Origin of the sequence: Kitasatospora sp. NPDC101235 (assembly GCF_044767505.1) — a bacterium.
In the GTDB taxonomy this organism is placed as follows: Bacteria; Actinomycetota; Actinomycetes; order Streptomycetales; family Streptomycetaceae; genus Kitasatospora.
Genome location: NZ_JBIWNZ010000007.1, coordinates 64,036 through 88,857 on the forward strand (window position 1 = coordinate 64,036; position 24,822 = coordinate 88,857).

Consider the following 24,822-nt stretch of genomic DNA (forward strand, 5'->3'; position numbering starts at 1 on the left):
TATGTGGGAGATCACGCTTCTGGCACCGGTTGAGGAGTGGTACTTGCAGGTCTGCGAGGACGACCCCAAAACGGCCGAGAACATTCTTGAAGCACTGGACTTGCTGGCCGACGAGGGCCCGACCCTGGGTCGGCCCGTGGCGGATCGGATCCATCGCAGTCGTCTGCACAACCTGAAGGAACTGAGGCCGGGCTCCTCGGGGGCCGGCGAGGTGCGCATGCTGTTCGTCTTCGACCAGGAGAGAGAGGCCATCATCCTCGTGGCGGGCGACAAGTCCGGTCGTTGGTCTGAGTGGTACGACGAGTCGATCCCTTTGGCGGAGAAGCGCTACGCGCATTACGTCGAGGAGCAACGGAACGGAGCACACCGATGAAGGGGCGTAGGTGGACCGAGGTGCGAGCCGAGGTCATGAAGCGGTTTCCCGAGCTGGCGACGCCGGAGGCGGAGACGAGGCGGGCGCAGATTCGCCAGGGCATGCTTGCTCAGATTCGGGGGCATGAGCTTGCCGAGCTGCGGCGCAACGCCGGGCTCACTCAGAAGCACGTTGCCGAATTGCTTGGGGTGAGCCAGGCGCGGGTGTCGCAGATCGAGCACGGGCAGGTGGACAGCCTGGACAACCTGCGGGCCTATGCCGCCGCGATCGGCGGGGAAGTGGAAGTCACCGTCCGGCAGGGGGAGCGGACGATCAAGGTGGCTTGATCGTCCGCTCCCGTTCTCAGGCCAGCAGGTTCGCCATCCAGGACTCGACGTCGGTGGCGGTGCGGGGCAGGGCGCCGGACATCAGGTGGGCGCCGTCGGCGGTGATGACCAGGTCGTCCTCGATGCGGATGCCGAGGCCGCGGAGTTCGGCGGGGAGGGTTTCGTCGTCGGGCTGGAGGTAGAGGCCGGGTTCGACGGTGAGGACCATGCCCTCCTCCAGGGTGCCGTCGAGGTAGCGGTCGGCGCGGGACTTGGCGCAGTCGTGGTAGTCGAGGCCGAGCATGTGGCCGCTGCCGCAGAGGGTGTAGCGGCGGTAGAGGCCGTTGTCCTCGGCGAGCGCCTCTTCGGCGGAGACGGGCAGGACGCCCCAGTCGGCGAGGCCCTCGGCGATGACCCGCATGGCGGCGCGGTGGAAGTCGCGGAACTGCGCGCCCGGGCGCAGGGTGGCGATGCCGGCGCTCTGGGCGGCGAGGACGAGGTCGTAGGCCTGGCGCTGGACCGGGGTGAAGGTGCCGCTGAGGGGGAGGGTGCGGGTGATGTCGGCGGCGTAGAGGGTGTCGGTCTCGACGCCGGCGTCCAGCAGCAGCAGGGAGTTCGGGTCGAGCGCGCCGTCGTTGCGGATCCAGTGCAGCACACAGGCGTGGGCGCCGGAGGCGGCGATGGTGGTGTAGGAGGTGCCGTTGCCCTCGGCGCGGGCGCGCAGGTCGAAGACGCCCTCGATCCAGCGCTCGCCGCGGTGGTGGCGCAGCGCGGTGGGCAGGGCGCGGACGACGTCCTCGAAGCCGGTGACGGTGTGGTCGACGGCCAGCTGCAGCTGCCCGATCTCCCACTGGTCCTTGACCAGGCGCAACTCGGAGAGGACGGCGGCCAGTTCGCTGTCCCGGTGGTCCTCGGACGGCCGCCCGGTGGCCTCGTCGACCAGCGGGTCGGTGCCGGCCAGCACCCGGGTGGGCGGCTGCGGGCCGGCGAGCAGCTTGCCGAGGTCGTCGAGGTGCTCGGTGCGTACTCCGGTGAGCCGGGCCGCCTCGGCGAGGTCGGGCCGGGAGCCGACCCAGAACTCGCCGTAGCGGCGGTCGCGGTAGAACTCGCCGCCGTCGCGCGGGGATCGCGGGCGCAGGTAGAGGATCGGCTCGTGGCCCTCGGGGCCGGCCGGTTCGAGGACCAGGACGTGGTCGGCCTGGTCCTCGCCGGTGAGGCCGGTGAGCCAGACGTACGCGCTGTGCGGGCGGAAGCGGTAGTCGAGGTCGTTGCAGCGGACCTTGAGCCGGCCGGCCGGGACGATCAGCCGCTCGCCGGGGAAGGCGGCGGAGAGCCGGGCGCGGCGGCCGGGGAAGCGGTCGTGGCCGGGGACGCGCCGGTCGGCGGGGAGCGGGGTGGCGGCCCAGCTGGTGGCCATGAACGAGGCGAGGGCGGGGGAGACCGGGAGGTCGTGGCTCCCGGTGTTGAGGCCGGTCGGGGGAAGGGTCACCGGTGAACTCCTTGGCGGGGCTGGGGAGATGCTGGCACGGACACAGCTCGGTAACGGGAGCCGTCACCTCTTGTGCAGTGCAATTTCACATTACTATGTTACGGGTCACACAGCGCAGCGGCCAGATCAGGCGGATCAGGCCCCCCACAGCGGAGTTGCACATGACCAGGCGCACCCACGCCGCCCTTGCGGCGGCCCTCGCGGCGACCCTCACCCTCGGCCTCGGGGCCTGCTCGAACGACAAGAGCGACAGCGGCAGCGACGCTGCTCCCTCCGACGGCAAGGGCCCGGGCGCGGCGTCCGGCTCGATCATCGGCGGCACCCCGGCCAAGGGCGGCACCCTCACCGTCCTGACCAACCAGGACTTCGCGCACCTCGACCCGGCCCGCAACTGGGTGGTGCCGCACATGGACTTCGGCACCCGGCTGATCTACCGGACCCTGACCACCTTCAAGTCCGAGCCGGGCGCGGCCGGCAGCGAGATCGTCCCGGACCTCGCCACCGACCTCGGCAAGTCCTCCGAGGGCGGCAAGGTGTGGACCTTCACCCTCAAGGACGGCCTCAAGTACGAGGACGGCACGCCGATCAAGTCCGCCGACATCAAGTACAACGTCGAGCGCTCCTTCTCCCCGGACCTCACCGGCGGCCCCGACTACGCGGCCCAGTACCTGGCGGGCGGCGAGAACTACAAGGGCCCGCTGAGCGGCGAGCACCTGGCGAGCATCGATACCCCGGACGACAAGACCATCGTCTTCCACCTGAAGCGCCCGGTCGCCGAGTTCTCCGACACCGTCTCGCTGCCGACCTTCTCCCCGGTGCCGCAGTCCCAGGAGAAGGGCACCCAGTACGACTCCCGGCCGTTCTCCTCCGGCCCGTACAAGATCGAGACCTACGACCGCGGCAAGCAGCTGGTGCTGGTCCGCAACACCAACTGGGACCCGGCCACCGACACCGTCCGCAAGGCGTACCCGGACAGGGTCGTGGTCACCCAGGGCATCAAGGGCGGCCAGGCCGACGACCGGATCATCGCCAGCGACGGTGCCGACGCCAACGCGATCAACATGCCCTGGATGCAGCACGAGACCGTCGCCAAGGTGCTGCCCAAGCCGGACGTCAAGTCCCGCATGGTCGCCGAGGTGACCGGCTGTACCGACATGCTCTACCTGAACACCGCCAAGGCCCCCTTCGACGACCCGAAGGTGCGCGAGGCGATGATGTGGGCGGTCGACCGCGAGGCCCAGGTGACGGCCTTCGGCGGCCCCGCGGTGACCGACGCGGCGACCTCCTACCTGCCGCCCTCGCTGACCGGCGGCGTCAAGTCCGACCCGCTGAAGATCCCGGCCGCCGGTGACCCGGAGAAGGCCAAGGCGATGCTCAAGGACGCCGGCAAGAGCGACCTCAAGGTCGGGCTCACCGTCTCGACCGGGGACAAGACCCGTGCCGAGGCGATCCAGCAGTCGCTCTCCAAGGCCGGGGTGCAGGTCACCGTGAACACGGTCGACGCGTCCGCCTTCGCCGACACCGTCGGCGACATCAAGAACGCCCCCGAGCTGACCCTCAACGGCTGGTGCCCCGACTACCCCTCCGGTGCGACCTTCCTGCCGTTCGTTTTCGACGGCCGCACCATCAAGGAGAAGGGCAACCAGGGCAACTACAGCCAGTTCAAGGACCAGGCCACGATGGACCGGATGGACCAGATCGCGGCCATGACGGACGTCAACGAGGCCAACAAGGCCTGGCAGCAGCTGGACGAGGACCTGATGAAGAAGGCTCCGGCCGTCCCGCTGCTGTGGGAGCGCCGTCCGCTGCTGGTCGGCACCAACGTGGCCGGCGCGTTCGGCAACGCGGGCTTCGCCGGCATGATCGACCTGGCCACGGTCGGCCTCAAGGACCCCGCCAAGGGCAAGTGAGGGACCGGCAGCGATGAGTACCACCACTGAGCCTGCCGCCGTGGCCGAGTCCACGGCGGCGGGCGCCAAGAAGAGTGCCGGGCGCGGGCCCTGGCGGCTGGTCTGGGACCAGCTGTGGGCCAAGGGCTCGGCCCGGTTCGGACTGATCACCGTCGGCGTGCTGCTCCTGGCCACCGCGCTGGCCGGCCCGCTGAGTGCGCTCGGCGGCTGGACGCCCGAGGAGTTCGACAAGCGCGCCATCGACCCGTACCTGGGCGGCCTGCCCCGGGGCGACTTCGGCGGCATCAGCGCCCGGCACTGGCTGGGCGTCGAGCCGATCACCGGCCGCGACCTGTTCGCCCGGGTGCTGCACGGCGGGCAGGTCTCCCTGCTGATCGCCTTCACCGCGACCGCCGTCGTCGTGGTCGTCGGCACCCTGACCGGCATCGCGGCGGGCTACTTCGGCGGACGCGTCGACACGGTGCTGTCCCGGCTGATGGACCTCACGATGTCCTTCCCCTCGCTGATCTTCATGATCGCGATGATGTCGGTGGCCAAGGACGTCAACCGGATCCTGCTGATCACCCTGGTGATCGGGCTGTTCACCTGGCCCGGCATCGCCCGCGTGGTGCGCGGCCAGACCCTCTCGCTCAAGCACCGCGAGTACGTCGAGGCCGCCAAGGTCGGCGGGGCGCGCTCCTGGCGGATCCTCACCCGGGAGATCCTGCCGAACGTCTCCGGCCCGATCATCGCCTACACCACCCTGCTCATCCCCGGCATGATCGCCACCGAGGCCGCGCTCAGCTACCTCGGCGTGGGCGTCCGCCCACCGACCGCGTCCTGGGGCCAGATGATCGCCGAGAGCATCGTGCACTACGAGACCGACCCGACCTACTTCCTGATCCCGACGGCCTTCCTGTTCGTCGCCGTGCTCGCCTTCACCCTGCTCGGGGACGCGCTGCGGGACATCCTCGACCCCCGGGGAGGCCGGTCGTGATCCTCTACCTCGGCCGCCGGCTGCTCGGCGTGGCGGGCATCCTGCTCGCCATCTGCGCCATCACCTTCACGATCTTCTACCTGCTGCCCAACGACCCGGCCGCGGCCGCCTGCGGCAAGACCTGCAGCCCCGAGCGGCTCGCCGACGTCAAGGCGGCGATGGGCCTGGACAAGCCGGTCTGGGACCAGTTCCTCGCCTACCTCGGCGGCATCTTCGCCGGCCGCGACTACGGCTCCGGCCCCAGTGCGGTGCACTGCGGCTTCCCCTGCCTCGGCTACTCCTACGAGTACGGGCTGCCGGTCTGGGACCTGCTCACCGACCGCCTGCCGGTCTCCATCTCGCTGGCCCTCGGTGCGGGCGTGCTCTGGCTGCTCCTCGGCCTCGGCGCGGGCGTCACCTCGGCGCTGCGCAAGGGCAGGCCGATCGACAGGACGCTGACGGTGCTGTCCGTCGGCACCGCCTCACTGCCGGTCTACTTCACCTCGATCATGCTGATCTGGGGCATCGTCAGGACGGCGGGCCTGCTGCCCTACCCCTCGTACCACAAGTTCACCGAGAACCCCCTGGAGTGGGGCTCCAACCTGCTGCTGCCGTGGACCGCGCTCGCCCTGCTGTACGCGGCGAACTACGCCCGGCAGAGCCGCAACTCGATGATCGAGGCGATGGCCGAGCCGTACATCCGCACCGCCCGGGCCAAGGGCCTGCCTGCGCGAACGGTCACGATCAAGCACGGGCTGCGCTCCGGGATGACGCCGATCCTGACCATCTTCGGCATGGACCTCGGCGGCCTGCTGGCCGGCGCGGTCATCACCGAGTCGATCTTCGGCCTGCCAGGCGTCGGCCGGCTGTTCTACGACGGCCTGGCCCGTTCCGACCAGCCCGTCATCCTTGGTGTCACCCTGCTCGCGGCCTTCTTCATCGTCGCCGCGAACCTGCTGGTCGACCTGCTCTACGCGTTCGTCGACCCGAGAGTGAGGTACTGATGGCCGAGTTGTTGGAGGTCGAGGACCTCAAGGTCGCCTTCGACACCCCGCGCGGCACCGTCCGGGCGGTGGACGGGATCTCCTTCACCGTCCAGGCCGGGCGCACCCTCGGGCTGGTCGGCGAGTCGGGCAGCGGCAAGTCCGTCACCTCGCTCGCCGTCATGGGCCTGCACCGCGGCGCCACCGTCACCGGCTCGATCCGGCTGAACGGCCAGGAGCTGAACGGGCTCGGGGAGCGGGAGCTGGGCGCCGTCCGGGGCCGCAGGATCGCGATGATCTTCCAGGACCCGCTGTCCAGCCTGCACCCCTTCTACACCGTCGGGGAGCAGATCGCCGAGCACTACCGGGTGCACTTCAAGGCCAACCGCAAGGCGGGGAAGGCCAAGGCGGTCGAGATGCTGGCCGAGGTCGGCATCCCGGAGCCGGCCCGCCGGGTGGACGAGTACCCGCACCAGTTCTCCGGCGGCATGCGCCAGCGCGTCATGATCGCCATGGCGCTCGCCTGCGAGCCCGAGCTGCTGATCGCCGACGAGCCCACCACGGCGCTCGACGTCACCGTCCAGGCGCAGATCCTCGACCTGATCGCGCGGATCCAGCAGGAGCGCGGCCTCGGCGTCGTGATGATCACCCACGACCTCGGCGTGGTCGCCCGGGTCGCCCACGACGTGCTGGTCATGTACGGCGGCCGGGCCGCCGAACAGGCCCCGGCGGACCGGCTGTTCGGGCAGCCCGCGCACCCGTACACGCGCGGCCTGCTGGACTCGCTGCCGCGCCTGGACGACGCCGACGACGCCCCGCTGCGGGCCATCCCCGGCAACCCGCCGTCGCTGATCGCCCCCGCCCCCGGCTGCTCCTTCGCCCCGCGCTGCGCCCGCACCACCGCCGCGTCCGCGGACGAGCACGCCCGCTGCCTGTCCGAGCGCCCCGTGCTCGGCCCGCTCGCCCTCGGCCACCAGGCCGCCTGTCACCTGCCGCTGGTGCCGGAAGGGGTGCTGTGATGACCACGCCTTCGACGACGGCCACGCCGCCGACGTCCACACCGTTGCTCTCGGTACGGGACCTGGTGAAGACCTTCCCCGGCCGGCGCGGCCGCACCGGGCGGCCCGGTGCGCCGATCCGGGCGGTGGACGGGGTGAGCTTCGACGTCGGCGCGGGCGAGACGCTCGGCCTGGTCGGCGAGTCCGGCTGCGGCAAGTCCACCACCGGGCGGATGATCGTCCGGCTGCTCGACCCGACCTCGGGCACCGTCACCTTCGACGGCACCGAGATCGGCGGGCTCTCCCAGGCCCGGCTGCGCCCGCACCGGCGCGACCTCCAGATGGTCTTCCAGGACCCGTACTCCTCGCTCAACCCCCGGCAGACGGTGGCCCGGATCATCTCTGAGCCGCTGCTGGTCCAGGGCGAGAGCGCGGCGGACGCGCGCAAGCGGGCCGCCGAGCTGATGGAGCTGGTCGGGCTGATCCCCGAGCACCTGGACCGCTACCCGCACGAGTTCTCCGGCGGCCAGGCCCAGCGCATCGGCATCGCCCGCTCGCTGGCCACCTCGCCGCGGCTGGTGATCGCCGACGAGCCGGTCTCCGCGCTGGACGTCTCCATCCAGGCCCAGGTGGTCAACCTGATGGAGCGGCTCCAGCAGGAGCTGGGGCTGGCGTACGTGTTCATCGCGCACGACCTCTCGGTGGTCAAGCGGGTCTGCGACCGGGTCGCGGTGATGTACCTGGGCCGGATCGTGGAGATCGGCGACAAGGCCGAGGTGTACGGCAACCCCGCACACCCGTACACCAAGGCGCTGCTGTCCGCCGTCCCGCTGCCGGACCCGGAGGCGGAGCGCAACCGGGAGCGGATCGTGCTGCTCGGCGACCCGCCGAGCCCGGCCGACCCGCCGCCCGGGTGCACCTTCCACCCGCGCTGCCCGAAGGCCCAGGACCTCTGCCGGACCGAGCGGCCGCTGCTGAAGATCGCCGGACCCGGCGAGCGGCAGGCGGCCTGCCACTTCCCGGAGGCCTGAGCCGGGCACACAAGACCCCCGGTCGGACGCGGCGGGGAACCCTGCGAGGGCCGCGTCCGACCGGGCTTCACCCTTCCCCGCCCGCTCAATTTCCCCGCCCGCTCACTCCTCGACGGGCAGCAGGCCCTCCTCCGGCAGCAGCCGGCGCGGGCCCGGGCCCTGCGCGGCCAGCTCGTCCCCCGGGTTGAGCACCCGGCAGCGGCGCAGCGACACGCAGCCGCAGCCGATGCAGCCGGTCAGCTCGCCCTCCAGCCGCTCCAGCTCGGCCCGGCGGGCGCGCAGCTGCTCGGCCCAGCGCCGGGAGATCCGCTCCCAGTCGTGCTTGCCGGGCATCCGGTCCTCGGGCAGGCCAGTGAACACCTCGGCGACCTCGGCGAGCGGGATGCCGAGCCGCTTGGCGACGAGGATGAGCGAGATCCGGCGCAGCACGTGCCGTCGGTAGCGCCGCTGGTTGCCCGTGGTGCGCTCGGAGGAGATCAGCCCCTGGTCCTCGTAGAAGCGCACCGCGGAGGTGGCGATCCCGGCCCGCCGGGCCACCTCGCCGACGCTCAGCAGATCGACCGGCGCGGTGGTCATGGCGGCTCCTTGACTTCAAGTTCTGTTGAAGTCCTAGCGTACCGGACGTGACCGAATCACCTGCTGTCGAGAACGACACCACCGTTGCCGAGCTGGATAGTTACCCGTCGGAGTCGCCGTCCGCGGGGGCCTCCGGCGGGTGGCGCGAACTCCTCTCCCGCCAGTACGCCGCCTCCGCCTCGATCCTGGCCGGCGGCGTCGCGCTGTACGCGATGAACCTCTACTTCACCGCCGCCCTGATGCCCTCGATCGTCGCCGGCATCGGCGGCGAGCGGTACTACGCGTGGGTGGCCACCGGCTTCCTGATGGCCGCCGTCATCGCCTCGATGCTGGTCAGCCGGCTGCTGGACCGCCTCGGCGCCGCCCGCGCCTACGTGCTGGGCTTCCTGGTCTTCGGAGCCGGCGCGGTGGTCAACGCGCTCAGCCCGTCGATGGCGGCGCTGATCCTCGGCCGGGTGGTGCAGGGCCTCGGCGGCGGGCTGGTGGCCGGCCTCGGCTACGCCGTGATCCGCAGCGCCCTGCCGGAGCGGCTGTGGACCCGCGCGGCCGGACTGGTCTCCGCGATGTGGGGCGTCGGCACCCTGGTCGGACCGTCGCTGGGCGGGTTCTTCGCCCAGCTCGGCGCCTGGCGCTGGGCGTACGTCCGCTGCTGGTCGCCGCGCTCGTGCTGGCGGCGCTGGCCCGCCGGGTGCTGCCCGGGCGCTCCGGCGCGGGGCACGGCAGCGGCCCGGTGCCGCTGACCTCGCTGCTGCTGCTCACCCTGGCGGCGGCCGCCTTCAGCGTCAGCTCGACCGTGCCGAGCGGCTGGCCGACGGCGCTCTGCCTGCTTGCCGGACTGGCGCTGCTGGCGGGCTTCGCGGCGGCCGAGCGGCGCGCGGCGGCGACGGTGCTGCCGCAGCAGACCTACCGGGCCGGAAACCCGCTGAAGTGGCTCTACCTGACCGTCGCGGTGCTCTGCGCGGGCGTGGTGGCGGAGAACTTCATTCCGCTGTTCGGCCAGCAGCTGGGTGGCCTCGGCCCGCTGGTGGCCGGGTTCCTGGGCGCTGCGACCTCGGCGGGCTGGACCACCGCCCAGCTGTTCAGCGTCGGGATCGAGTCGGCCCGCGGCCGCGCCCTGGCGATCCGCACCGCCCCGCTGGTCCTGGTCGGCGGCCTGCTGGTCTACGGGCTGTCGCAGACCGGGCACGCCTCCGGGCTGCGGGTGGCGCTCTGGGCGGTGGCGCTGTTCGGCGCCGGCACCGGGATCGGACTGGCCTTCCCGCACCTGAGCGTGGCGGCGATGCGCAGCAGCAGCGACCCGGCCGAGGGCGGAAAGGCGGCCGCGGCGATCAACACCACCCAGCTGATCGCCTTCTCGGTGACCTCGGCGCTCGCCGGGACCCTGGTCAACCTGGGTGCGGACAGTCCGGTCGACTCGGCCCGGTACATGACCTTCGGGATCGCCGCGATCACCGTCCTCGGGATGGCCACCGCCACGCGCACCGCGCGCAGCCTGGGGCGCTGAGGCGCCGGGGCACACGAGCAGGCCCCGGATCCCTTTTCGTCGGGGGGATCCGGGGCCTTTCCCGCGCGTTCGTCGGACGCGCGCCCTTGGGGTCAGGAGGCCGGGCCCACCCGGACGGTGGTGATCTTCCCGCCCTGGGACTCCCGGACGACCTCGATCCTGGTGTTGGTGTCCGGCACCTTCACCGTCAGCTGCGGCGTGGCCGCGTCGCCGTACACCCCGGTGTGGTCGTTGAACACCGGGACGGCCGGCTTCGACGGGATGCGCACCGCGACGCCGCCCTTGTGCAGGGTGAACGGCGTGGTCGGCTTGAGCGAGAAGGTCGCGTCGTAGGTCTGCGCGCGCCCGTTGACCAGCGCCCCGTCGGCGAAGCGGATCGGCGCCGGGCGGGCGTCGACCGGCAGGATCAGCCCGCCGCCGGGGTGGTCCTTGGTGTTGTTGTCACCGTACGAGGTGTCCCACAGCCAGATCAGGACGCCCTCCTGGTACGGGTAGTTGTCCACCACGTTGGTCTTGCCCGCGACGCCGCTGTAGCCGAAGTTGTACGGGCCGGTCTTCAGGAACTCGCCGTAGCCGGTGTAGCGGCGGTTCTCGGCGATGTACGCGCGCGGGTGCTGCTTGACGGCGGTGCGGCCGGTGACGACCGTGAAGCCGGTGGCGGTCCAGCCGTTCGCACCGTTCTCGGCGCCGTCGGCGAACAGCTCGACGCCGCCGGCGGTGGCCTTGACGGCGTCCACCAGCACGCCCTTGCCGTGGGTGTTGCTGTCCGAGGTGACGTGGAAGCGCAGCCGGACCTGCCGGCCGAGGTAGCCGTCCAGCGGGATGTGCAGCTGCTTGTAGGTTCCGGAACTACCGCTCAGGCCGGGCGTGTTGGCGTTGGTGTTGCCGATCGGGGCGCCGTCCAGGGTGCCGCCGAGGGCGGTCCAGTGCTTGCCCTGGTCGGTGGAGGCCTCGACGGTCAGGAAGTCGTAGTCCTGCTCGGTGTCGTACCAGACCGCCGCGTCCAGGGCGGCCGGGCCGGCGGCGGTGCGCAGGTCGACCTCCCGGGCGAGGGAGTTGTCGAGGTTGTCGCCGGTGTCGCTCCACCACTGCCGGCCGCCCTCGTACGGGTCGGCGAGGTCGGTCCTGGTGGTGCCGTCCGGCAGGTGCACCAGGACGGCCTGGGCCTGGTCGGTGTTGTAGCTGCTCACCCCGAGGGCGTGGGTGGAGCGGGTGGCGGCCTGCGCCTCGTCGTAGTCGAGCCAGCCGAACTGCAGCTTGCTCCAGGCGTCGAGGTCGCCGGGGTAGCCGCCGGTGGTGTTCGGGCCCTTGCCCAGGTACGAGCCGGAGGACATCAGCGACCAGAAGTTGACGCTGTTGTCGCCGCCGGTGGTGGGGTACAGGTCGGGCAGGCCGAGGTTGTGGCCGAACTCGTGGGCGAACAGGCCGACGCCGCTGTTCTCGCCCGCCTGGACGTAGTCGTAGACGTACAGGCCGGTGTCGCCGACCGGGGCGCCGCCGATCTTGTTGCCCTCCGGGCCGGTCTGTCCGGTCGCGTCCGGGAAGGTCCAGCTGCGGTGCGCCCACAGCGCGTCGGCGCCCTGGGCACCGCCGCCCCAGGTCTCGTCCACACCGGCGTGCACCACGACGACGTTGTCCAGGTAACCGTCCGGCTCGTTGAAGTCGCCGGTCTTGTTGTGGTCGTAGCGGTCGTAGACGTCGTACTGGGCGAGCTGCGCCTTGATGTCGGCGACGCTGCGGCCCTTGGCGATCTCGCCGTCGTACCAGGCCTTGACGGCGTCCCGGATGAACTCCTGCCCCTGGGTCCAGGCGCCGGAGCCCTGCGGGCCCTTGTTGCTGCCGTAGCGGGCCTCGTTGTACGGGACGGTGACCCAGTCGCTGACGGTGCCCTCGATGTCGTACCGGCCGGAGGACTGGGTGCGATAGTAGTTGCGCATCGACACGGCGCCGGGCGTGTCGTCGAAGAACATCTTCTGGTAGTAGCCGCGGTTGAAGTCCTGCGACCACAGGGTGTGGTTGTCGTCCTTGCCGGGCTTGGGAATCTGGTTGTGGGCCGGGCCGGGGGTGCCGCCGTAGCGAGGCTGGCCGTTCCACTGGGTGGTGTTGTCCACCTCGTCGCCGAACTGGGCGAGGATCACGAAGACCTTGTCCGTGCGCTGGTGCGCGAGTTGGACGTAGTCGTTGCCGACCTTCACCTTCGCCGGGGCCCGCTTGCCCGCGGTCTTGGCGACGGTGCCCTTGTTGAGCTGCTCCAGGGCCTTGCTGCGCAGGGCCTGGCGCTCGCGCTCCTGGGGTACGAGTGGTGCCGGCGGGGCCTCGGCGCCCTGTTCGGCGTCGGCCGACGCCGCGGCGGTGAGGGGGGCGGGGGGAGCGGCCTGGGCGGGGGTGCCCAGCAGGGTGGCCGCTATCGCGCTCGTGGTGAGCGCGGCGGCGAGGGCCGCGGACAGTCTGCGCAACTGACCGGTCCTTTCCGGGGGATGGGGGTGGTCGAGGTCATCAGTCAGTGAAGCGCAGGTAATATTTCACATGTGACCGGTCACGTGGAAGAGGCGTGAAGCACGCGAAAGGGCGCCGCACCCGGAGGTGCGACGCCCTTCGACTGCCGGACCGTCAGCCGGTGGTGTACTCCAGGGTCACGCTGATCACCACCAGTGCGCCGTACACCACCGCGAGGGTGGTCCGTCCGGTGGCGTGCAGGGCGAGTGCCCCCGTGCCCAGGACCAGCAGCTTGGTCACGATCTCGGCGGCCAACGGCAGCCGGAACGTCGGTCCGCCGGCGGCCAGGAACAGGCCCCAGACTGCGGCCGCCAGCGCCGGTGCGCCGAGCCCGAGCAGCAGCCGCAGGCCCAGGTTGGGGCCGGCCTTGAAACCCCAGTAGCAGAGCGACGCCAGCAGGGCGAGCTCCAGCCCGAAGGCGAGTCCGGCGTTGCCGGCGGTCAGTGGCGTCCACTGCCGCTGCCCGACCGGGCCGGGTCGGTCGATCCTCATCCGCCTGCTCTCCCCCGTTGCGCCGCTCCACCCGGGCCGGGCGGCGATCACGCGGAGTGTCGCACTCCGGCCCGGGCGGCGCAACGGATCACCCCAAGGAGGCCCGCAGGAAGGCGAGTTCGGACTGGGCCAGCTGTTCGAGCAGCCCGCCCGGGGTCATGTGGGTGGCGCCGGGCAGCGGCAGCACGTTGTGCGGTCGGCCGGCCCGGGTGAGCGCCTGGGAGAGCAGCAGGGTGTGCGAGGGGTGGACGTTGTCGTCCGCCAGCCCGTGGATCAGCAGCAGCGGCCTGCTCAGGCCGGGTGCGTCGGTGAGCAGGCAGTCGTCGGCGTAGCCCTCGGGGTTGTCCTGCGGCAGGCCCAGGTAGCGCTCGGTGTACGCGGTGTCGTAGAGCCGGAAGTCGGTGGGCGGGGCGCCCGCGCAGGCGGCGTGGAAGACGTCCGGGCGGCGCAGCACGGCGAGCGCCGCGAAGTAGCCGCCGTACGACCAGCCGCGTACGCCGACCCGGCCGAGGTCGAGGTCCGGGTGCTGCTCGGCGAGCGCGTGCAGGGCGTCGACCTGGTCGTCCAGCGCCACCTGGGACATGCGGCGGAAGATGGTGCGGGTGAAGTCGGGGGAGACGAACGGGGTGCCGCCGTTGTCGACGGTGACCACCGCGAAGCCCTGGTCGGCCCACCACTGCTTGAGCTGCCAGCGGCGCGGCTCGTTGGCCACCGCCTGGTAGCCGGGCCCGCCGTAGACGTCCAGCAGGACGGGCAGCCGCCGGCCCGGGACGTGGTCGCGCGGGTACACCACGGCGCTGGGCAGGGCGCGCTCGGTGACCCGGGCTAGCTGCGGGCGCACCTGGTACGGCAGGGCGGCGCTGCGGTCGGTGAGCGGCAGTTCGCGGCCGTCGCGGCTGATGACGCGCCGGATGCCCTCGGCGGTGGCCGAGGTGAGCAGCAGGGTGTCGGCGCCGGCGAGGGCGGAGTGCATGCCGGGGCCGGAGGTGAGCAGCTCGGGTGCGCCGCCGTCCGGGTCGACCAGGTGGACGTACTGGTCGAAGGGGTCGCCCTCGCCGGTCTCGCAGAGCAGCCGGCCGTGCAGCCGGCCGACCACCCGGCGGATCTGCAGGCCGGTGGTGTCCAGCGGCTTGCCGTCCAGCGCGAGGCCGCGGGCCTGCGGGGTGTCGTGGACGGTGAGCAGTCGGCCGTCGGCCAGCCGGGCGGGGGTGCCGGGCAGGTCGTCCACCCAGAACTCGTCGGTGGTGCGGGAGAGTTCGTCGGTGCTGCCGGTGGCCGGGTCGGCGCTCAGCAGCAGCACGTTCTGCTGCAGGCGGTCGGCGACGGTGAGCAGCACCTCCTCGGTGGAGGCCCAGGAGGCGGCGCAGACGTACGGGAACTCCTCGCTGTCCCACTGCAGCCGGACCCGGGTGCCGTCGAGGCCGAGCACCCAGAGCTGGACGTCCGCGTTGGGGCCGCCGGCCTGCGGGTAGGCGAAGTCCTCGGGCGCCTCGCCGGGGTGGGCCGGGTCGGCGAAGTACCGCCGGGGGACGGCGGATTCGTCGACCCGGGCGGCCAGCAGCGCACCGCCGTCCGGGCGCCACCAGTGGCCCCGGGGGCGACCGAGCTCCTCGGCGGCCGCGAACTCGGCGACGCCCCAGCGGGCGCCGTCGGCGGGGGAGAGCGGGTCGAGGCCGGGGGTGACGTACAGGGCGTCCTCGGCGACGTAGGCGACGCGCTGCCCGGTGGCGTCCGGGCGGGGGTCGAACGCGGGCCCGGCGACCGGGAGTTCGTCGCTGGTCCCGGCGGTGGTGTCGGTGCGGAACAGCCGGCCGTCCAGGGTGAAGACGGCGGTGGCGAGGTCGGCGGTGGCGGCGTACGTGCCGATCCCGGCGGCGACCAGCCGGGTGCGCTCGCGCAGCCGCCGCTCGACGGCGGGCAGGTCGTCGCGCCGGCCGGTGCGGCCGGGCAGCAGTGCGGCCGGGTCGGCGACCAGCCGCTCCTCGCCGGTGGTGACGTCGAGCAGGTGGAGGCGGTCGACCGGATCCTCCGGACCGGTCGAGCGGAGCAGCAGCAGCCGGGTACCGTCCTCGGCGAGGGTGTACGCACGCGGCGCGCCGAAGGCGAACCGGCCGGTACGGGCGCTGAGGGCAAGGAAGGGGTCGGTGATGGTCACGGCCCGATGGTGGTCGCGAGGTGCGTGTCCCGACCAGTAGTCTGTCATGTGAAATGTCACACATCAGTCTGCGTGCCGGCCGGAACGTCAGCCACCGGCACGTCAGCCAGCGGAGGAAACCGTGAACGAGGACCTGCGGACCACCGAACCCCCGGCCCCGCTGCCCGCCGCCGACGGGCTGTTCAGCGTGTCGCCGCAGACCGCGCACCTGAACCACGGCTCGTTCGGCGCCGTGCCCCTCCCGGTGCAGCGGGCACAGGACCGGCTGCGCACCGAGCACGAGCAGGACCCGGACGGCTTCTTCGCCGACCTCCCGGCGCGGATCGCCGCCGCCCGCGTCCTGATCGCCGCCGAACTGGACACCGACCCGGACCGGCTCGCGCTGGTCTCCAACGTCACCGAGGCAGTCGCGATCGCCCTGGACACCATCCCGTTCGCGCCCGGCGACCGGATCCTGGTCACCGACCACGGCTACGGCGCGGTGACGCAGGCCGCGGCCCGCAAGGCCGCCGAGACCGGCGCCGAACTCGTGGTGGCCCCCGTCCCCCTGGACGCGCCGGACGAGCAGGCCGTCCGGGAGGCGGTGCTCGCCGCCGTGGACGGGCGCACCACCGTCGCGGTCCTGGACCAGCTGACCTCGCCCACCGCCCGCCTGGTGGCCGGCCCGTCCCTGCTCGCCGACCTGCGCGCCCGCGGCGTGACCACCGTGGTGGACGGCGCCCACGCGCCCGGCATGCTGCCCGCCCCGATCGACCCGAACGCCGACTTCTGGTTCGGCAACCTGCACAAGTGGGCCTTCGCCCCGCGCGCCACCGGGGTGCTCGCCGTGCGCCCCGAGTGGACCGGCCGGGTGCGCCCGCTGGCGCTGTCCTGGGAGCACGACAAGGGCTTCCCCGGCAACGTCGAGTGGCGCGGCACCTGCGACTACACGCCCTGGCTGGCCGCCCCGGCCGGCTTCGAGCTGCTGCGCGGACTCGGCCACGCGGCGGTGGCCGCCCACAACACCGCCCTCGCCGCGTACGGCCGCCGGGTGCTGGCCGAGCGGGCCGGCCTGGCGCCGCTGCCCGCGACGCCCGGGGTGTGGATGAGCACCGTCCGGCTGCCGGCCGGGTGCGGCGAGACCGAGCCGCAGGTGAAGGCGCTGATGGCCGAGGTGTGGCACCGGCTGGGCACCCGGATCGCCGTCCGCCCGTGGGCCGGCGGCGGGGTGCTGCGGGTCAGCGCGCAGCTGTACAACCGGCCGCAGGAGTACGAGCGGCTGGCGGAGGGGCTGACGGAGCTGCTGAAGGGTTAGTCGCCGGACGCCTGTAGTTCCGCCAGCAGCAGGTTCCGGTCGGCGAGCAGCCCGGTGAGGATTCGCCGGGCGGCCCGCAGCAGGTCGGCGACGTCGCCGCCGGCCAGCGCGTAGACCACCGTGCTGCCGTCCCGGGTGGCGGTGACGATGCCGGACCGGCGCAGCACCGCGAGCTGCTGGGACAGGCTGGAGGGCTCGATCCCCAGCTCGGCGAGCAGACAGCGCACGGGCGTCGGCCCGGCCTGGAGCAGTTCCAGCACCCGGATCCGGACGGGATGGCCGAGCATCCGGAAGAACTCGGCCTTGGCCTGGTAGAGCTCCGCCGGCCTTCGGCCGGGAGGTGCCCCCATCGTCACGAGGCCCCCCTTCCTGGTCTCGTTCCGGGTTCAGATCTCCAGCGCGAGTTCGATCCGCTTGAGCTGGTGGCGGGCCATCGCCAGGTTGGAGCGGCTGCGGTTGAGGGCCAGGAAGAGGAACAGCCCGCGCCCGCCGGGCGTCGTGATCGGCCGGACCATGTGGTACTGGTTGGTCAGGCTGACCAGGATGTCCTCGATCTCGTTGTCGTGCAGGTTGAGCATCTCCATCGCGCGCATCTTGGCGCGGACCACGTCGGTGTTGCCGGCCGCGGCGACGTTGAGGTCCAGCTCGCCGCCGTCGCCGAGGGTGCCGAGGGCCATGCCGCTGCCGTAGTCGACCAGGGCGACGCCGATCGCGCCGTCGATCGCCATGGCCTCCTTGAGGGACGTCTCCAGGTTCGCCATCGTCGCTGTCCTCCCGTGTGTTGGTGGCTGTGGCGACGACGGTAGGGAGCAATCACCGGACTCCACCAGGAATGACCGGAGACGTTCGTACCTGACTGCATACCGATCACTTGAAGACATTTGCAACTATGGATCTGAGAGAGGAGTGATCTCGTCGCACGGAAAAACGGTGCTATCGATGTCGGTCCTCCCGGGTAACCTCTCGCTGAGATGCGAGATCACACCAACCACATCCGGACGGCGATGAACACCCCCGATCCAGAGCTCCGGGACGACCGGGAGCTCAGCCCCGCCGAGGCGTACGCGGCCAGCCGTCGCCGGGCCCAGGAGCAGGCCACCGCGCTGTACGGCTTCCAGCAGCTGTACGACTTCCCGCTGGACGACTTCCAGCTGGAGGCCTGCGAGACGCTGGAGGCCGGATCCGGCGTGCTGGTCGCCGCCCCCACCGGCTCCGGGAAGACCATCGTCGGCGAGTTCGCCGTGCACCTGGCCCTGGCCGCGGGCCGCAAGTGCTTCTACACCACGCCGATCAAGGCGCTCTCCAACCAGAAGTACGGGGACCTGGTCAAGCGCTACGGCGCCGCCAAGGTCGGTCTGCTCACCGGTGACAACAGCGTCAACGGCGACGCGCCCGTGGTGGTCATGACCACCGAGGTGCTGCGCAACATGCTCTACGCGGGCTCCAGCACCCTCGACGGCCTCGGCTACGTCGTGATGGACGAGGTGCACTACCTCGCCGACCGCTTCCGCGGCGCCGTCTGGGAGGAGGTCATCATCCACCTCCCCGAGTCGGTCACCCTCGTCTCGCTCTCCGCGACCGTCTCCAACGCCGAGGAGTTCGGCGACTGGCTGGACACCGTGCGCGGCGGCACCAAGGTGATCGTCTCCGAGACCCGCCCCGTGCCGCTGTGGCAGCACGTGATGGCCGGCAACCGGATGTACGACCTGTTCGCCGACCCAGACCGGGACGGCCGCCCCAAGAACAACCTGAAGAACCCCGGCAAGGCCGTCAACCCCGAGCTGGTCCGGCTCGCCCGCTCCGAGCTCGACCGCAACCCGCGCGACCGCTTCGGCCGCGGCCGGGGCCGCTCGATGCCCAACGGCCGTCCCGGCCGGGTCTGGACGCCGGGCCGGGTGGACGTCATCGACCGGCTCGACGCCGAGGGCCTGCTGCCCGCGATCACCTTCATCTTCAGCCGGGCCGGCTGCGAGGCCGCCGTCCAGCAGTGCCTCAGCTCCGGCCTGCGGCTCAACAAGGACTCCGAGCGCGCCCAGGTCCGGGCGATCGTCGAGGAGCGCTGCGCCGACATCCCGGACGAGGACCTGCACGTCCTCGGCTACTTCGAGTGGCTGGACGGGCTGGAGCGCGGCATAGCCGCCCACCACGCCGGGATGCTGCCCCGGTTCAAGGAGGTGGTCGAGGAGCTCTTCGTGAAGGGCCTGGTCAAGGCCGTCTTCGCGACCGAGACCCTGGCGCTCGGCATCAACATGCCCGCCCGCTCGGTGGTCATGGAGAAGCTGGTCAAGTGGAACGGCGAGACCCACGCCGACATCACCCCCGGCGAGTACACCCAGCTCACCGGCCGGGCCGGGCGGCGCGGCATCGACGTCGAGGGCCACGCCGTGGTGCTCTGGCAGCGCGGCCTCGACCCGGAGGCGCTGGCCGGCCTGGCCGGCACCCGCACCTACCCGCTCAAGTCCAGCTTCCGGCCCTCCTACAACATGGCCGTCAACCTGGTCTCCCAGTTCGGCCGGCACCGCTCGCGCGAGCTGCTGGAGACCTCCTTCGCCCAGTTCCAGGCGGACCGCTCGGTGGTCGGCATCGCCCGCCAGGTGCAGCGCAACGAGGAGGGGCTGGAGGGCTACCGCGAGTCGATGACCTGCCACCTCGGGGACTTCGACGAGTACATGGAGCTGCGCCGCAAGCTCAAGGACCGCGAGAACGAGCTCGCCCGCGAGGGCAGCAGCCAGCGCCGCGCGGCCGCCGTCGAGTCCATCGAGCAGCTCAAGCCGGGCGACGTCATCCACGTCCCCACCGGGAAGTTCGCCGGCCTCGCCCTGGTCCTCGACCCGGGCCTGCCGCCGGTCAACCGTTCCGGCCGGGGCGGCCCGCGCCACCCCGACTTCCAGGACGGCCCGCGCCCGGTGGTGCTCACCGCCGAGCGGCAGGTCAAGCGGCTCGCCATGATCGACTTCCCGCACCCGGTCGCCGCGATCGAGCGCGTGCGCATCCCCAAGTCCTTCAACCCGCGCAGCCCGCAGTCCCGGCGTGACCTCGCCTCGGCACTGCGCACCAAGGCCGGCCACCTGGAGCCCGAGCGCTTCCGGCGCGGCCGCGCGGCCGCCGCCGACGACCCGGAGATCACCCGGCTGCGCACCGAGCTGCGCCGGCACCCCTGCCACGGCTGCTCCGACCGCGAGGACCACGCCCGCTGGGCCGAGCGCTACCACCGGCTGCACCGCGACACCGAGCTGCTGGAACGCCGGATGCGCTCGCGCACCCACACCATCGCCCGCACCTTCGACCGGGTCTGCGCACTGCTCACCGACCTCGGCTACCTGAGCGGGGACACCGTCACCGACGACGGCAAGCGGCTCGGCCGGCTCTACGGCGAGCTCGACCTGCTCGCCTCCGAGTGCATCCGCGAGGGCGTCTGGAACGGCCTGGCCGCCGCCGAACTCGCCGCCTGCGCCTCGGCGCTGGTGTACGAGGCCCGCCAGTCCGACGACGCCGGCGCCCCCCGGGTGCCGGAGGGTGCGGCCAAGGAGGCGCTCGGCAAGATGGTCCGGATCTGGGGCCACCTGGACGCCCTGGAGGAGCAGCACCGGATCAACACCGCCGAGGGCGTCGGCCAGCGCGAGCCCGACCTCGGCTTCGCCTGGGTCGCCTACCGCTGGGCGCTCGGCCACAACCTCGACCAGGTGCTGCGCGACGCCGACATGCCGGCTGGCGACTTCGTCCGCTGGACCAAGCAGCTGATCGACGTCCTGGGCCAGATCCAGGACGCCGCCGGCGAGGACGTCGAACTCCGCAGGACCGCCCGCAAGGCCGTCGACGGCCTCCGCCGCGGCATCATCGCCTACTCCTCGGTGGGCTAGCCGGACACCCGAAGGGGCCCGCACGTTCGCGTCGAACGTGCGGGCCCCTTCGCTTCCCAACGATGAAGATGAAGGGGTGGGGAAGCGCCAGGCCTCCGGCCATGCTGCTTCCCCACCCCCACCCCCTGTGCGGCTTCGGCTCCGCCTCCCCGTCTTGTCCTTCACGGTGTTGCGCAGGAAATCGGCCCGGCCGGCTTCCTGCGCAGAAGAAATGCCTCTGCCCCTGCCATCGGCAGGGGCAGAGGCACAGTGACGACAGAAGCGCGGTTCCTGGCCGTTGCCGCTTCGGCGGGGCCCGAAGCGGCAACGGAATCGAGAGCGGTCGCACGGGAAGTCGGTCAGGCCGATTTCTCGTGGAGAAGAGGCAGCCGAAACGAACGATGCCGAGGGTCAGGCCGTGGGCGGCGCCGGGGCGAAGTAGTCGCGGAGCATCTCCGTCGTCCATGCGGGTTGATGCACCTCTCCGCGCGGGCCGAACTCCTCGAACCAGGGCTTCACTTCGAGGACCGGCGTGCCGTCGATGGCGTCCAGGTCCTCGACGTGCAGGTCCAGGCCGTCGACCTTGAGGAGGCGGCAGCGGGAGGACCCGAGCCAGTTGATGCGCCGCATGTTCCGGTGGCCGAACACGCCGACCTCGGGCCAGTCCGGGTTGTCCCGGGGACGGCGCGCACCGAAGTTCAGGTCGGTCGGGTCGGTCCTGTGGAACCGGAAGATCACGTCGAGGTGGGAGAACTCCTCCAGCCCCTTCGTCGCGTCGAGCGGGAACCTGTCGCCGTCGAGCCGGATGATGGCGCGCGTCCCTCCCCAGTAGTCGTCGGTCGGTTCCGTTCGGCCTCCCACAACGCGCCCGAGCGCTTCCACGCTGAAGACATCACCCACGTGACCGACCCGGGCGGCGGCAGGCCCGAGTACCGGTCGGCGAGCGACGAGGCGACCTGTGGCCGCGGCCTGAGGCTGGTGATGGGGGTCGCGTCCCGCTTCGGTGTCGAGAACCTTCCCGAGGGCGGCAAAGAGATCTGGGCCGAGATCGAGCTGCCCGGTCCGGTACGGCTGGCGGCCGTCATGGTCGAGCAGATCGGCCGGCGGATCGGGGCGCTGCACTCGGACATCGCCATACGGGATCCCTGGCACCGGCCTGCTGGCGGCAGGCCGTCCGGGCGTCCGGCGGGCAGCGCCGGACCGATCTCCCGTCCTGTCCATCCGTCCAATTCGTATCCGAGGACTACACCGTGAGCATCGGACCGCGCACCAGAACGCTGCTCAAGACCACCGCCCCGGCCCGTAGGTTGGACGTCGCGGCGTCCTTCGAGGTGCTGACGCAGGCCTGCGTGTTCACTGGCGACGACGCTGGGCGGGCCGAGCTGGTCAGTGACAGCCCGACCAGCTGTGGTCGCTGCCCGCCTCGCGTGCGCTCGCCATCGTGCACCCGGACGTGGATGAGGCGTGGGCACTCATCAGGAGCGCGCAGCTGCTGAAGCGGAACCGGGTCGCTGTCACTTCCCCCTACTACACCGACGCCCGCGCGGCTGCCGAAGGCCGGGCCGTCGCCTTCTGGCAGCATCCGGGGCAGCGGAGCCTCGACACGTCTCTGTCCGCATGGGCGACCGCCCTCGCGCACCGGGTCGATCCCGGGTCGGCGCCGTGGCTCAGGGAGCACGATCCGTTCGCCGGGCTGCTGGATGGTCTGGACGATGCTCCGTTGAACGAGGCCGCCCGCCGGTTCCTGCGCGAGCGCGCGGCCCAGCTGCGTGAGGAGTGGGACTACCTCGACTGGCCGACACCGGATGCCGTCGTCCTCGGTGCCCTCGGCATGGTCCCCTGCCATGACGACGGCGTTCACGTCGGGATTCTGCTGCGCCGCCCGCTTCAGCGCGGCCACCGGGAGTGGGACCTGGTCGCCGCCCGCTGGCGCTCCGAGCTGCTCATCGGCCCGCGCGAGGACCACCGGACCTATGCCGACACGTACATCTCGTACGAGCGGGAGGACCGGCTCCCGGACCACCCCTACATCGGCGCCTGGTCGGGATACCAGACCGTCTGTGACGTGGTCGTACTTACCGCGGTGATGGACACGGTGCGCCGCGCCCACCTCGACACCAACATCCGCCAGGAGGCCGCTCATCGGGTCAAATGCCTGCGCGGCGCCTACCCGGCCCCGTGGAGCTGGGGGCCACGAATGGAGTTCACATGGACGTGACCCGAGGACTCTTCATCACCCTCGACGGTCTCAGCGCGAGCGGGAAGACCACCGTCGCCCCGCTGGTCGCAGCCCTCGTCAACGGCGTTCACCTCACGGACGGGACATTGCCGACGTTCCCCCGCTTGCGTGCGGAAGTCGACGCCACGGGCATCCTGTCGGCACGGTTCCACTGGTGGATGATGGCCAACCACATCAAGTCCGAGACGGTCCGGGCGCTCATCGAGACCGGCCGAACGGTGGTGGTCGAGTCCTACTTCCCGCGCACCACTGCCACACACAGGGCGATGGGGCACGACTGCGCGCCGGAGTATCCGGACCAAGCGCTGGTTCCGGACGTGCCGATCCTCCTGGAAGTGGACGAACAGGTGCGCCAGGAGCGGCTTCATCGGCGGGCCGCACAAGGGACGCTGACCTATTGGCACCAGCGTGAGGAACCGAACGTGGCGGAGAGCGCCCGCGTGTACCGGGCGTTCGGCCTGCTGCCGGTGGACGGCACCGGTCGTCCGCCCGAGGAGGTGGCGCGCGGCATCGCCGACATCGTGCGCTCGTACGTCCCTACCGCATCGAGGAAGGCAACTTTCCATGACCGCAGTTGAGTTCGAGGCGAAGGTCCTCAACGTCGATCCGGAAGTGATGCGTGCGCTCCTGACCGAGGCCGGCGCCGAGCACCGGTGCGACCGCTTCCAGCGCCGCTACGTCTACGACATCCCCGGCCGGTCGGGTGCGTGGGTCCGGCTGCGTGACACCGGTACCGAGGTCACCCTGTGCGTCAAGGAGATCCACTCCGACGCGATCGACGGCGTGACCGAGACGGAGACGACCGTCGGCGACTTCGACGCCACGAACACGCTCCTCGGCAAGCTCGGCTACCACCCGAAGGCGTACCAGGAGAACCGCCGGTCCTCCTGGACGCTGGGCGGTGCGGCCGTCGAGATCGACCACTGGCCGTTGATCTCCCCGTACGTGGAGATCGAGGGCATCAGCGCCGAGCACGTCCACGCCACCGCCCTCGCGCTCAAGCTCCCGCTGGAGGAGCTGACGAGCGAGAACACGACCAAGGTCTACCGCCGGTACGGGATCGACATCGAGACGATTCCCCGGCTCACGTTCGAGTGAAGTGACAGGAGACGAACCTTGTCAGCAACCCAGCATCCGGCGGTCCGGGTCGTCCGGGACCGGACCGTCCGCATCAAGGTGATCGACGACTGCGGGCTGGCCTGCACGTTCTGCCACAACGAGGGAACACCGGTCACCGCCGACAACCGGGGCCGCACGCTGCTGCCCTTCGCCGCGGGCCCGGGCAGGACCGGGCGGGTGTCGGTCTACAGCGAGACGAACGGGGTCGGCTTCCTGGCCGCCAGGATGGCCCCGGACATGGCCTTCCGCCGGGCGGTGCGAACCGTGGCGAGGGCGTTCGACGCCGATGAGGTCCACCTCACCGGAGGGGAACCCACTCTCCACACGGAGGTGCCCGCGCTGGTCGCGGCGCTCACCGGCATGGGGCTGAGCGTCGGAATGACCAGCAACGGGGAGCGCGGTCGGCAGGTGGTGCCGCAGTGTTCGGCGGCCGGACTCAACCGGGTCAACGCGCGAGAACGCGTCGGCGCGGCGTCTGCCGGTCCGCACCATCCGTGCGGGATGCGACTCCATCCGCCCCTCCTTCAGATCCCTTCGGGTTCCCGGCTCTGAGGAGGAGAGGAACACCGCGACTGGCTGGATCCGGGTGAGGGGCGGCCTGGGGCAGGAAGTCGGGCCGGCCGACTTCCTACTCCGGGGTGTGGCCGGGGCCGGCGGCGTCGAGGCGCCGGACGAGGGCGCGCAGGGCGCGCAGTTCGCGGTCGAGGGCCTCGGCGCCGTGGGGGGTGAGGGTGACCCAGGTGCGGGGGCGGCGGCCGACGTAGCCCTTGGCGACGGTGACGAGGCCGGAGTCCTCCAGGACCTTGAGGTGGCGGGACAGGTTGCCGTCGGTGGCGCCCAGTTGCTCCTTGAGGAAGCCGAACTCGACCCGGTCGGCCTCGCGGGCGATGGTCAGGATGCCCAGCCGGACCCGCTGGTGGACGGTGTCGTCCAGAGCCAGGGTCGGGTGCTGCTCCTCGGCTTCGTCGGCAACGCTCATCGGAGTCCTCCATGGATATCCCCGGCTTTAGCTGGGGGAGGAAATGGATCGCCCGCGTAGCGGGCGAGGGAAAGCCGTACCGCCG

At 71.7% G+C, this 24,822-nt stretch carries 24 protein-coding genes; 15 read left to right on the forward strand and 9 right to left on the reverse strand.

All coding sequences use genetic code 11. From position 1 onward, the window contains the following. Window position 1: 1 nt before the first annotated feature. Together ACIRRH_RS14040 and ACIRRH_RS14045 are read left to right on the forward strand one after the other, a co-directional pair. Window positions 2–373: a type II toxin-antitoxin system RelE/ParE family toxin gene (locus ACIRRH_RS14040; RefSeq protein WP_403066375.1), complete on the forward strand. Its 372-nt coding sequence runs from the start codon at window positions 2–4 to the stop codon at window positions 371–373. A 20-nt stretch (window positions 374–393) separates the two neighbouring features. Further along, window positions 394–699 (forward strand): helix-turn-helix domain-containing protein, encoded by a 306-nt coding sequence (locus tag ACIRRH_RS14045; protein WP_403066377.1) that lies wholly within the window; start codon window positions 394–396, stop codon window positions 697–699. Between the two features lie 16 nt (window positions 700–715). Here the strand turns inward: ACIRRH_RS14045 and ACIRRH_RS14050 are convergent, their stop codons facing one another. Further along, complete coding sequence (locus tag ACIRRH_RS14050; protein WP_403066379.1) at window positions 716–2,167, reverse strand: aminopeptidase P family protein; 1,452 nt, start codon at window positions 2,165–2,167, stop codon at window positions 716–718. Window positions 2,168–2,328: 161 nt separating this feature from the next. On the opposite strand from ACIRRH_RS14050, the gene ACIRRH_RS14055 reads away from it, so the two are divergent. The 5 genes from ACIRRH_RS14055 to ACIRRH_RS14075 are packed head-to-tail and all read left to right on the forward strand — an operon-like array spanning window position 2,329 to window position 8,044. Then, complete coding sequence (locus ACIRRH_RS14055; protein ID WP_403066381.1) at window positions 2,329–4,077, forward strand: ABC transporter substrate-binding protein; 1,749 nt, start codon at window positions 2,329–2,331, stop codon at window positions 4,075–4,077. Between the two features lie 13 nt (window positions 4,078–4,090). Further along, window positions 4,091–5,053, forward strand: coding sequence for an ABC transporter permease (locus ACIRRH_RS14060; protein ID WP_403066383.1), 963 nt, complete (start codon window positions 4,091–4,093; stop codon window positions 5,051–5,053). Then, a complete protein-coding gene (locus ACIRRH_RS14065) occupies window positions 5,050–6,036 on the forward strand; it encodes an ABC transporter permease (RefSeq protein ID WP_403066385.1) in 987 nt (328 codons plus the stop codon). Before ACIRRH_RS14060 ends, ACIRRH_RS14065 begins: the two co-directional genes overlap by 4 nt. Further along, window positions 6,036–7,034, forward strand: a complete 999-nt coding sequence (locus ACIRRH_RS14070; protein ID WP_403066387.1) for an ABC transporter ATP-binding protein — start codon at window positions 6,036–6,038, stop codon at window positions 7,032–7,034. Before ACIRRH_RS14065 ends, ACIRRH_RS14070 begins: the two co-directional genes overlap by 1 nt. Then, a complete protein-coding gene (locus tag ACIRRH_RS14075; RefSeq protein ID WP_403066389.1) occupies window positions 7,034–8,044 on the forward strand; it encodes an ABC transporter ATP-binding protein in 1,011 nt (336 codons plus the stop codon). Before ACIRRH_RS14070 ends, ACIRRH_RS14075 begins: the two co-directional genes overlap by 1 nt. 102 nt (window positions 8,045–8,146) lie before the next feature. On the opposite strand, the gene soxR is transcribed toward ACIRRH_RS14075, so the two are convergent. Continuing rightward, window positions 8,147–8,620, reverse strand: a complete 474-nt coding sequence (gene soxR, locus ACIRRH_RS14080; protein ID WP_224280950.1) for a redox-sensitive transcriptional activator SoxR — start codon at window positions 8,618–8,620, stop codon at window positions 8,147–8,149. Between the two features lie 47 nt (window positions 8,621–8,667). On the opposite strand from soxR, the gene ACIRRH_RS14085 reads away from it, so the two are divergent. Next, window positions 8,668–9,360: an MFS transporter gene (locus ACIRRH_RS14085; protein WP_403066391.1), complete on the forward strand. Its 693-nt coding sequence runs from the start codon at window positions 8,668–8,670 to the stop codon at window positions 9,358–9,360. After that, window positions 9,285–10,124, forward strand: coding sequence for a hypothetical protein (locus ACIRRH_RS14090; RefSeq protein ID WP_403066393.1), 840 nt, complete (start codon window positions 9,285–9,287; stop codon window positions 10,122–10,124). The genes ACIRRH_RS14085 and ACIRRH_RS14090 overlap by 76 nt, the downstream gene beginning before the upstream one ends. Before the next feature lie 92 nt (window positions 10,125–10,216). Here the strand turns inward: ACIRRH_RS14090 and ACIRRH_RS14095 are convergent, their stop codons facing one another. The 3 genes from ACIRRH_RS14095 to ACIRRH_RS14105 all read right to left on the reverse strand — a co-directional run bounded on the left by ACIRRH_RS14095 (window position 10,217) and on the right by ACIRRH_RS14105 (window position 15,267). Next, on the reverse strand, window positions 10,217–12,580 hold the full coding sequence (locus ACIRRH_RS14095; protein ID WP_403066395.1) for an immune inhibitor A domain-containing protein: 2,364 nt from the start codon (window positions 12,578–12,580) through the stop codon (window positions 10,217–10,219). Between the two features lie 154 nt (window positions 12,581–12,734). Continuing rightward, window positions 12,735–13,112 carry a YrdB family protein gene (locus ACIRRH_RS14100; protein ID WP_403066397.1) on the reverse strand — a complete coding sequence of 126 codons (378 nt, stop codon included), beginning with the start codon at window positions 13,110–13,112 and terminating at the stop codon, window positions 12,735–12,737. A gap of 88 nt (window positions 13,113–13,200) precedes the next feature. Then, a complete protein-coding gene (locus tag ACIRRH_RS14105; RefSeq protein WP_403066399.1) occupies window positions 13,201–15,267 on the reverse strand; it encodes a prolyl oligopeptidase family serine peptidase in 2,067 nt (688 codons plus the stop codon). Between the two features lie 121 nt (window positions 15,268–15,388). On the opposite strand from ACIRRH_RS14105, the gene ACIRRH_RS14110 reads away from it, so the two are divergent. Continuing rightward, window positions 15,389–16,561, forward strand: a complete 1,173-nt coding sequence (locus tag ACIRRH_RS14110) for an aminotransferase class V-fold PLP-dependent enzyme (RefSeq protein ID WP_403066401.1) — start codon at window positions 15,389–15,391, stop codon at window positions 16,559–16,561. On the opposite strand, the gene ACIRRH_RS14115 is transcribed toward ACIRRH_RS14110, so the two are convergent. Together ACIRRH_RS14115 and ACIRRH_RS14120 are read right to left on the reverse strand one after the other, a co-directional pair. Then, window positions 16,558–16,911, reverse strand: coding sequence for an ArsR/SmtB family transcription factor (locus ACIRRH_RS14115; protein WP_403066403.1), 354 nt, complete (start codon window positions 16,909–16,911; stop codon window positions 16,558–16,560). The genes ACIRRH_RS14110 and ACIRRH_RS14115 overlap by 4 nt on opposite strands. Window positions 16,912–16,947: 36 nt before the next feature. Then, window positions 16,948–17,322: a hypothetical protein gene (locus ACIRRH_RS14120; RefSeq protein WP_403066405.1), complete on the reverse strand. Its 375-nt coding sequence runs from the start codon at window positions 17,320–17,322 to the stop codon at window positions 16,948–16,950. A gap of 243 nt (window positions 17,323–17,565) precedes the next feature. On the opposite strand from ACIRRH_RS14120, the gene ACIRRH_RS14125 reads away from it, so the two are divergent. Then, a complete protein-coding gene (locus tag ACIRRH_RS14125; RefSeq protein ID WP_403066827.1) occupies window positions 17,566–20,421 on the forward strand; it encodes a DEAD/DEAH box helicase in 2,856 nt (951 codons plus the stop codon). Window positions 20,422–20,811: 390 nt separating this feature from the next. On the opposite strand, the gene ACIRRH_RS14130 is transcribed toward ACIRRH_RS14125, so the two are convergent. Continuing rightward, window positions 20,812–21,522 (reverse strand): SAM-dependent methyltransferase, encoded by a 711-nt coding sequence (locus ACIRRH_RS14130; protein ID WP_403066407.1) that lies wholly within the window; start codon window positions 21,520–21,522, stop codon window positions 20,812–20,814. Window positions 21,523–21,853: 331 nt separating this feature from the next. On the opposite strand from ACIRRH_RS14130, the gene ACIRRH_RS14135 reads away from it, so the two are divergent. From ACIRRH_RS14135 to ACIRRH_RS14150, 4 genes are read left to right on the forward strand one after another with little or no spacing between them, the layout of a single operon-like run. Next, entirely contained in the window at window positions 21,854–22,618 is a 765-nt protein-coding gene (locus ACIRRH_RS14135; RefSeq protein WP_403066409.1) for a hypothetical protein, read from the forward strand. Beyond that, window positions 22,609–23,217, forward strand: a complete 609-nt coding sequence (locus ACIRRH_RS14140; protein WP_403066411.1) for a hypothetical protein — start codon at window positions 22,609–22,611, stop codon at window positions 23,215–23,217. Before ACIRRH_RS14135 ends, ACIRRH_RS14140 begins: the two co-directional genes overlap by 10 nt. Further along, window positions 23,204–23,737 (forward strand): class IV adenylate cyclase, encoded by a 534-nt coding sequence (locus ACIRRH_RS14145; RefSeq protein ID WP_403066413.1) that lies wholly within the window; start codon window positions 23,204–23,206, stop codon window positions 23,735–23,737. The genes ACIRRH_RS14140 and ACIRRH_RS14145 overlap by 14 nt, the downstream gene beginning before the upstream one ends. 18 nt (window positions 23,738–23,755) lie before the next feature. Next, window positions 23,756–24,310, forward strand: coding sequence for a radical SAM protein (locus ACIRRH_RS14150; protein ID WP_403066415.1), 555 nt, complete (start codon window positions 23,756–23,758; stop codon window positions 24,308–24,310). Window positions 24,311–24,386: 76 nt separating this feature from the next. Here ACIRRH_RS14150 and ACIRRH_RS14155 read toward each other — a convergent pair whose 3' ends face one another. Continuing rightward, on the reverse strand, window positions 24,387–24,737 hold the full coding sequence (locus ACIRRH_RS14155) for a winged helix-turn-helix domain-containing protein (protein ID WP_403066417.1): 351 nt from the start codon (window positions 24,735–24,737) through the stop codon (window positions 24,387–24,389). Between the last annotated feature and the right edge of the window lie 85 nt (window positions 24,738–24,822).

What these genes read in the sequence shown, in the direction of transcription:
- ACIRRH_RS14125 (WP_403066827.1), top strand. Translation starts at nt 17,566, where the DNA reads ATGAACACCCCCGATCCAGAGCTCCGGGACGACCGGGAGCTCAGCCCC.
- ACIRRH_RS14155 (WP_403066417.1), bottom strand. Translation starts at nt 24,737, where the DNA reads ATGAGCGTTGCCGACGAAGCCGAGGAGCAGCACCCGACCCTGGCTCTG.
- soxR (WP_224280950.1), bottom strand. Translation starts at nt 8,620, where the DNA reads ATGACCACCGCGCCGGTCGATCTGCTGAGCGTCGGCGAGGTGGCCCGG.
- ACIRRH_RS14075 (WP_403066389.1), top strand. Translation starts at nt 7,034, where the DNA reads ATGACCACGCCTTCGACGACGGCCACGCCGCCGACGTCCACACCGTTG.
- ACIRRH_RS14070 (WP_403066387.1), top strand. Translation starts at nt 6,036, where the DNA reads ATGGCCGAGTTGTTGGAGGTCGAGGACCTCAAGGTCGCCTTCGACACC.
- ACIRRH_RS14060 (WP_403066383.1), top strand. Translation starts at nt 4,091, where the DNA reads ATGAGTACCACCACTGAGCCTGCCGCCGTGGCCGAGTCCACGGCGGCG.
- ACIRRH_RS14140 (WP_403066411.1), top strand. Translation starts at nt 22,609, where the DNA reads ATGGACGTGACCCGAGGACTCTTCATCACCCTCGACGGTCTCAGCGCG.
- ACIRRH_RS14055 (WP_403066381.1), top strand. Translation starts at nt 2,329, where the DNA reads ATGACCAGGCGCACCCACGCCGCCCTTGCGGCGGCCCTCGCGGCGACC.
- ACIRRH_RS14040 (WP_403066375.1), top strand. Translation starts at nt 2, where the DNA reads ATGTGGGAGATCACGCTTCTGGCACCGGTTGAGGAGTGGTACTTGCAG.
- ACIRRH_RS14115 (WP_403066403.1), bottom strand. Translation starts at nt 16,911, where the DNA reads ATGGGGGCACCTCCCGGCCGAAGGCCGGCGGAGCTCTACCAGGCCAAG.
- ACIRRH_RS14120 (WP_403066405.1), bottom strand. Translation starts at nt 17,322, where the DNA reads ATGGCGAACCTGGAGACGTCCCTCAAGGAGGCCATGGCGATCGACGGC.
- ACIRRH_RS14145 (WP_403066413.1), top strand. Translation starts at nt 23,204, where the DNA reads ATGACCGCAGTTGAGTTCGAGGCGAAGGTCCTCAACGTCGATCCGGAA.
- ACIRRH_RS14100 (WP_403066397.1), bottom strand. Translation starts at nt 13,112, where the DNA reads ATGAGGATCGACCGACCCGGCCCGGTCGGGCAGCGGCAGTGGACGCCA.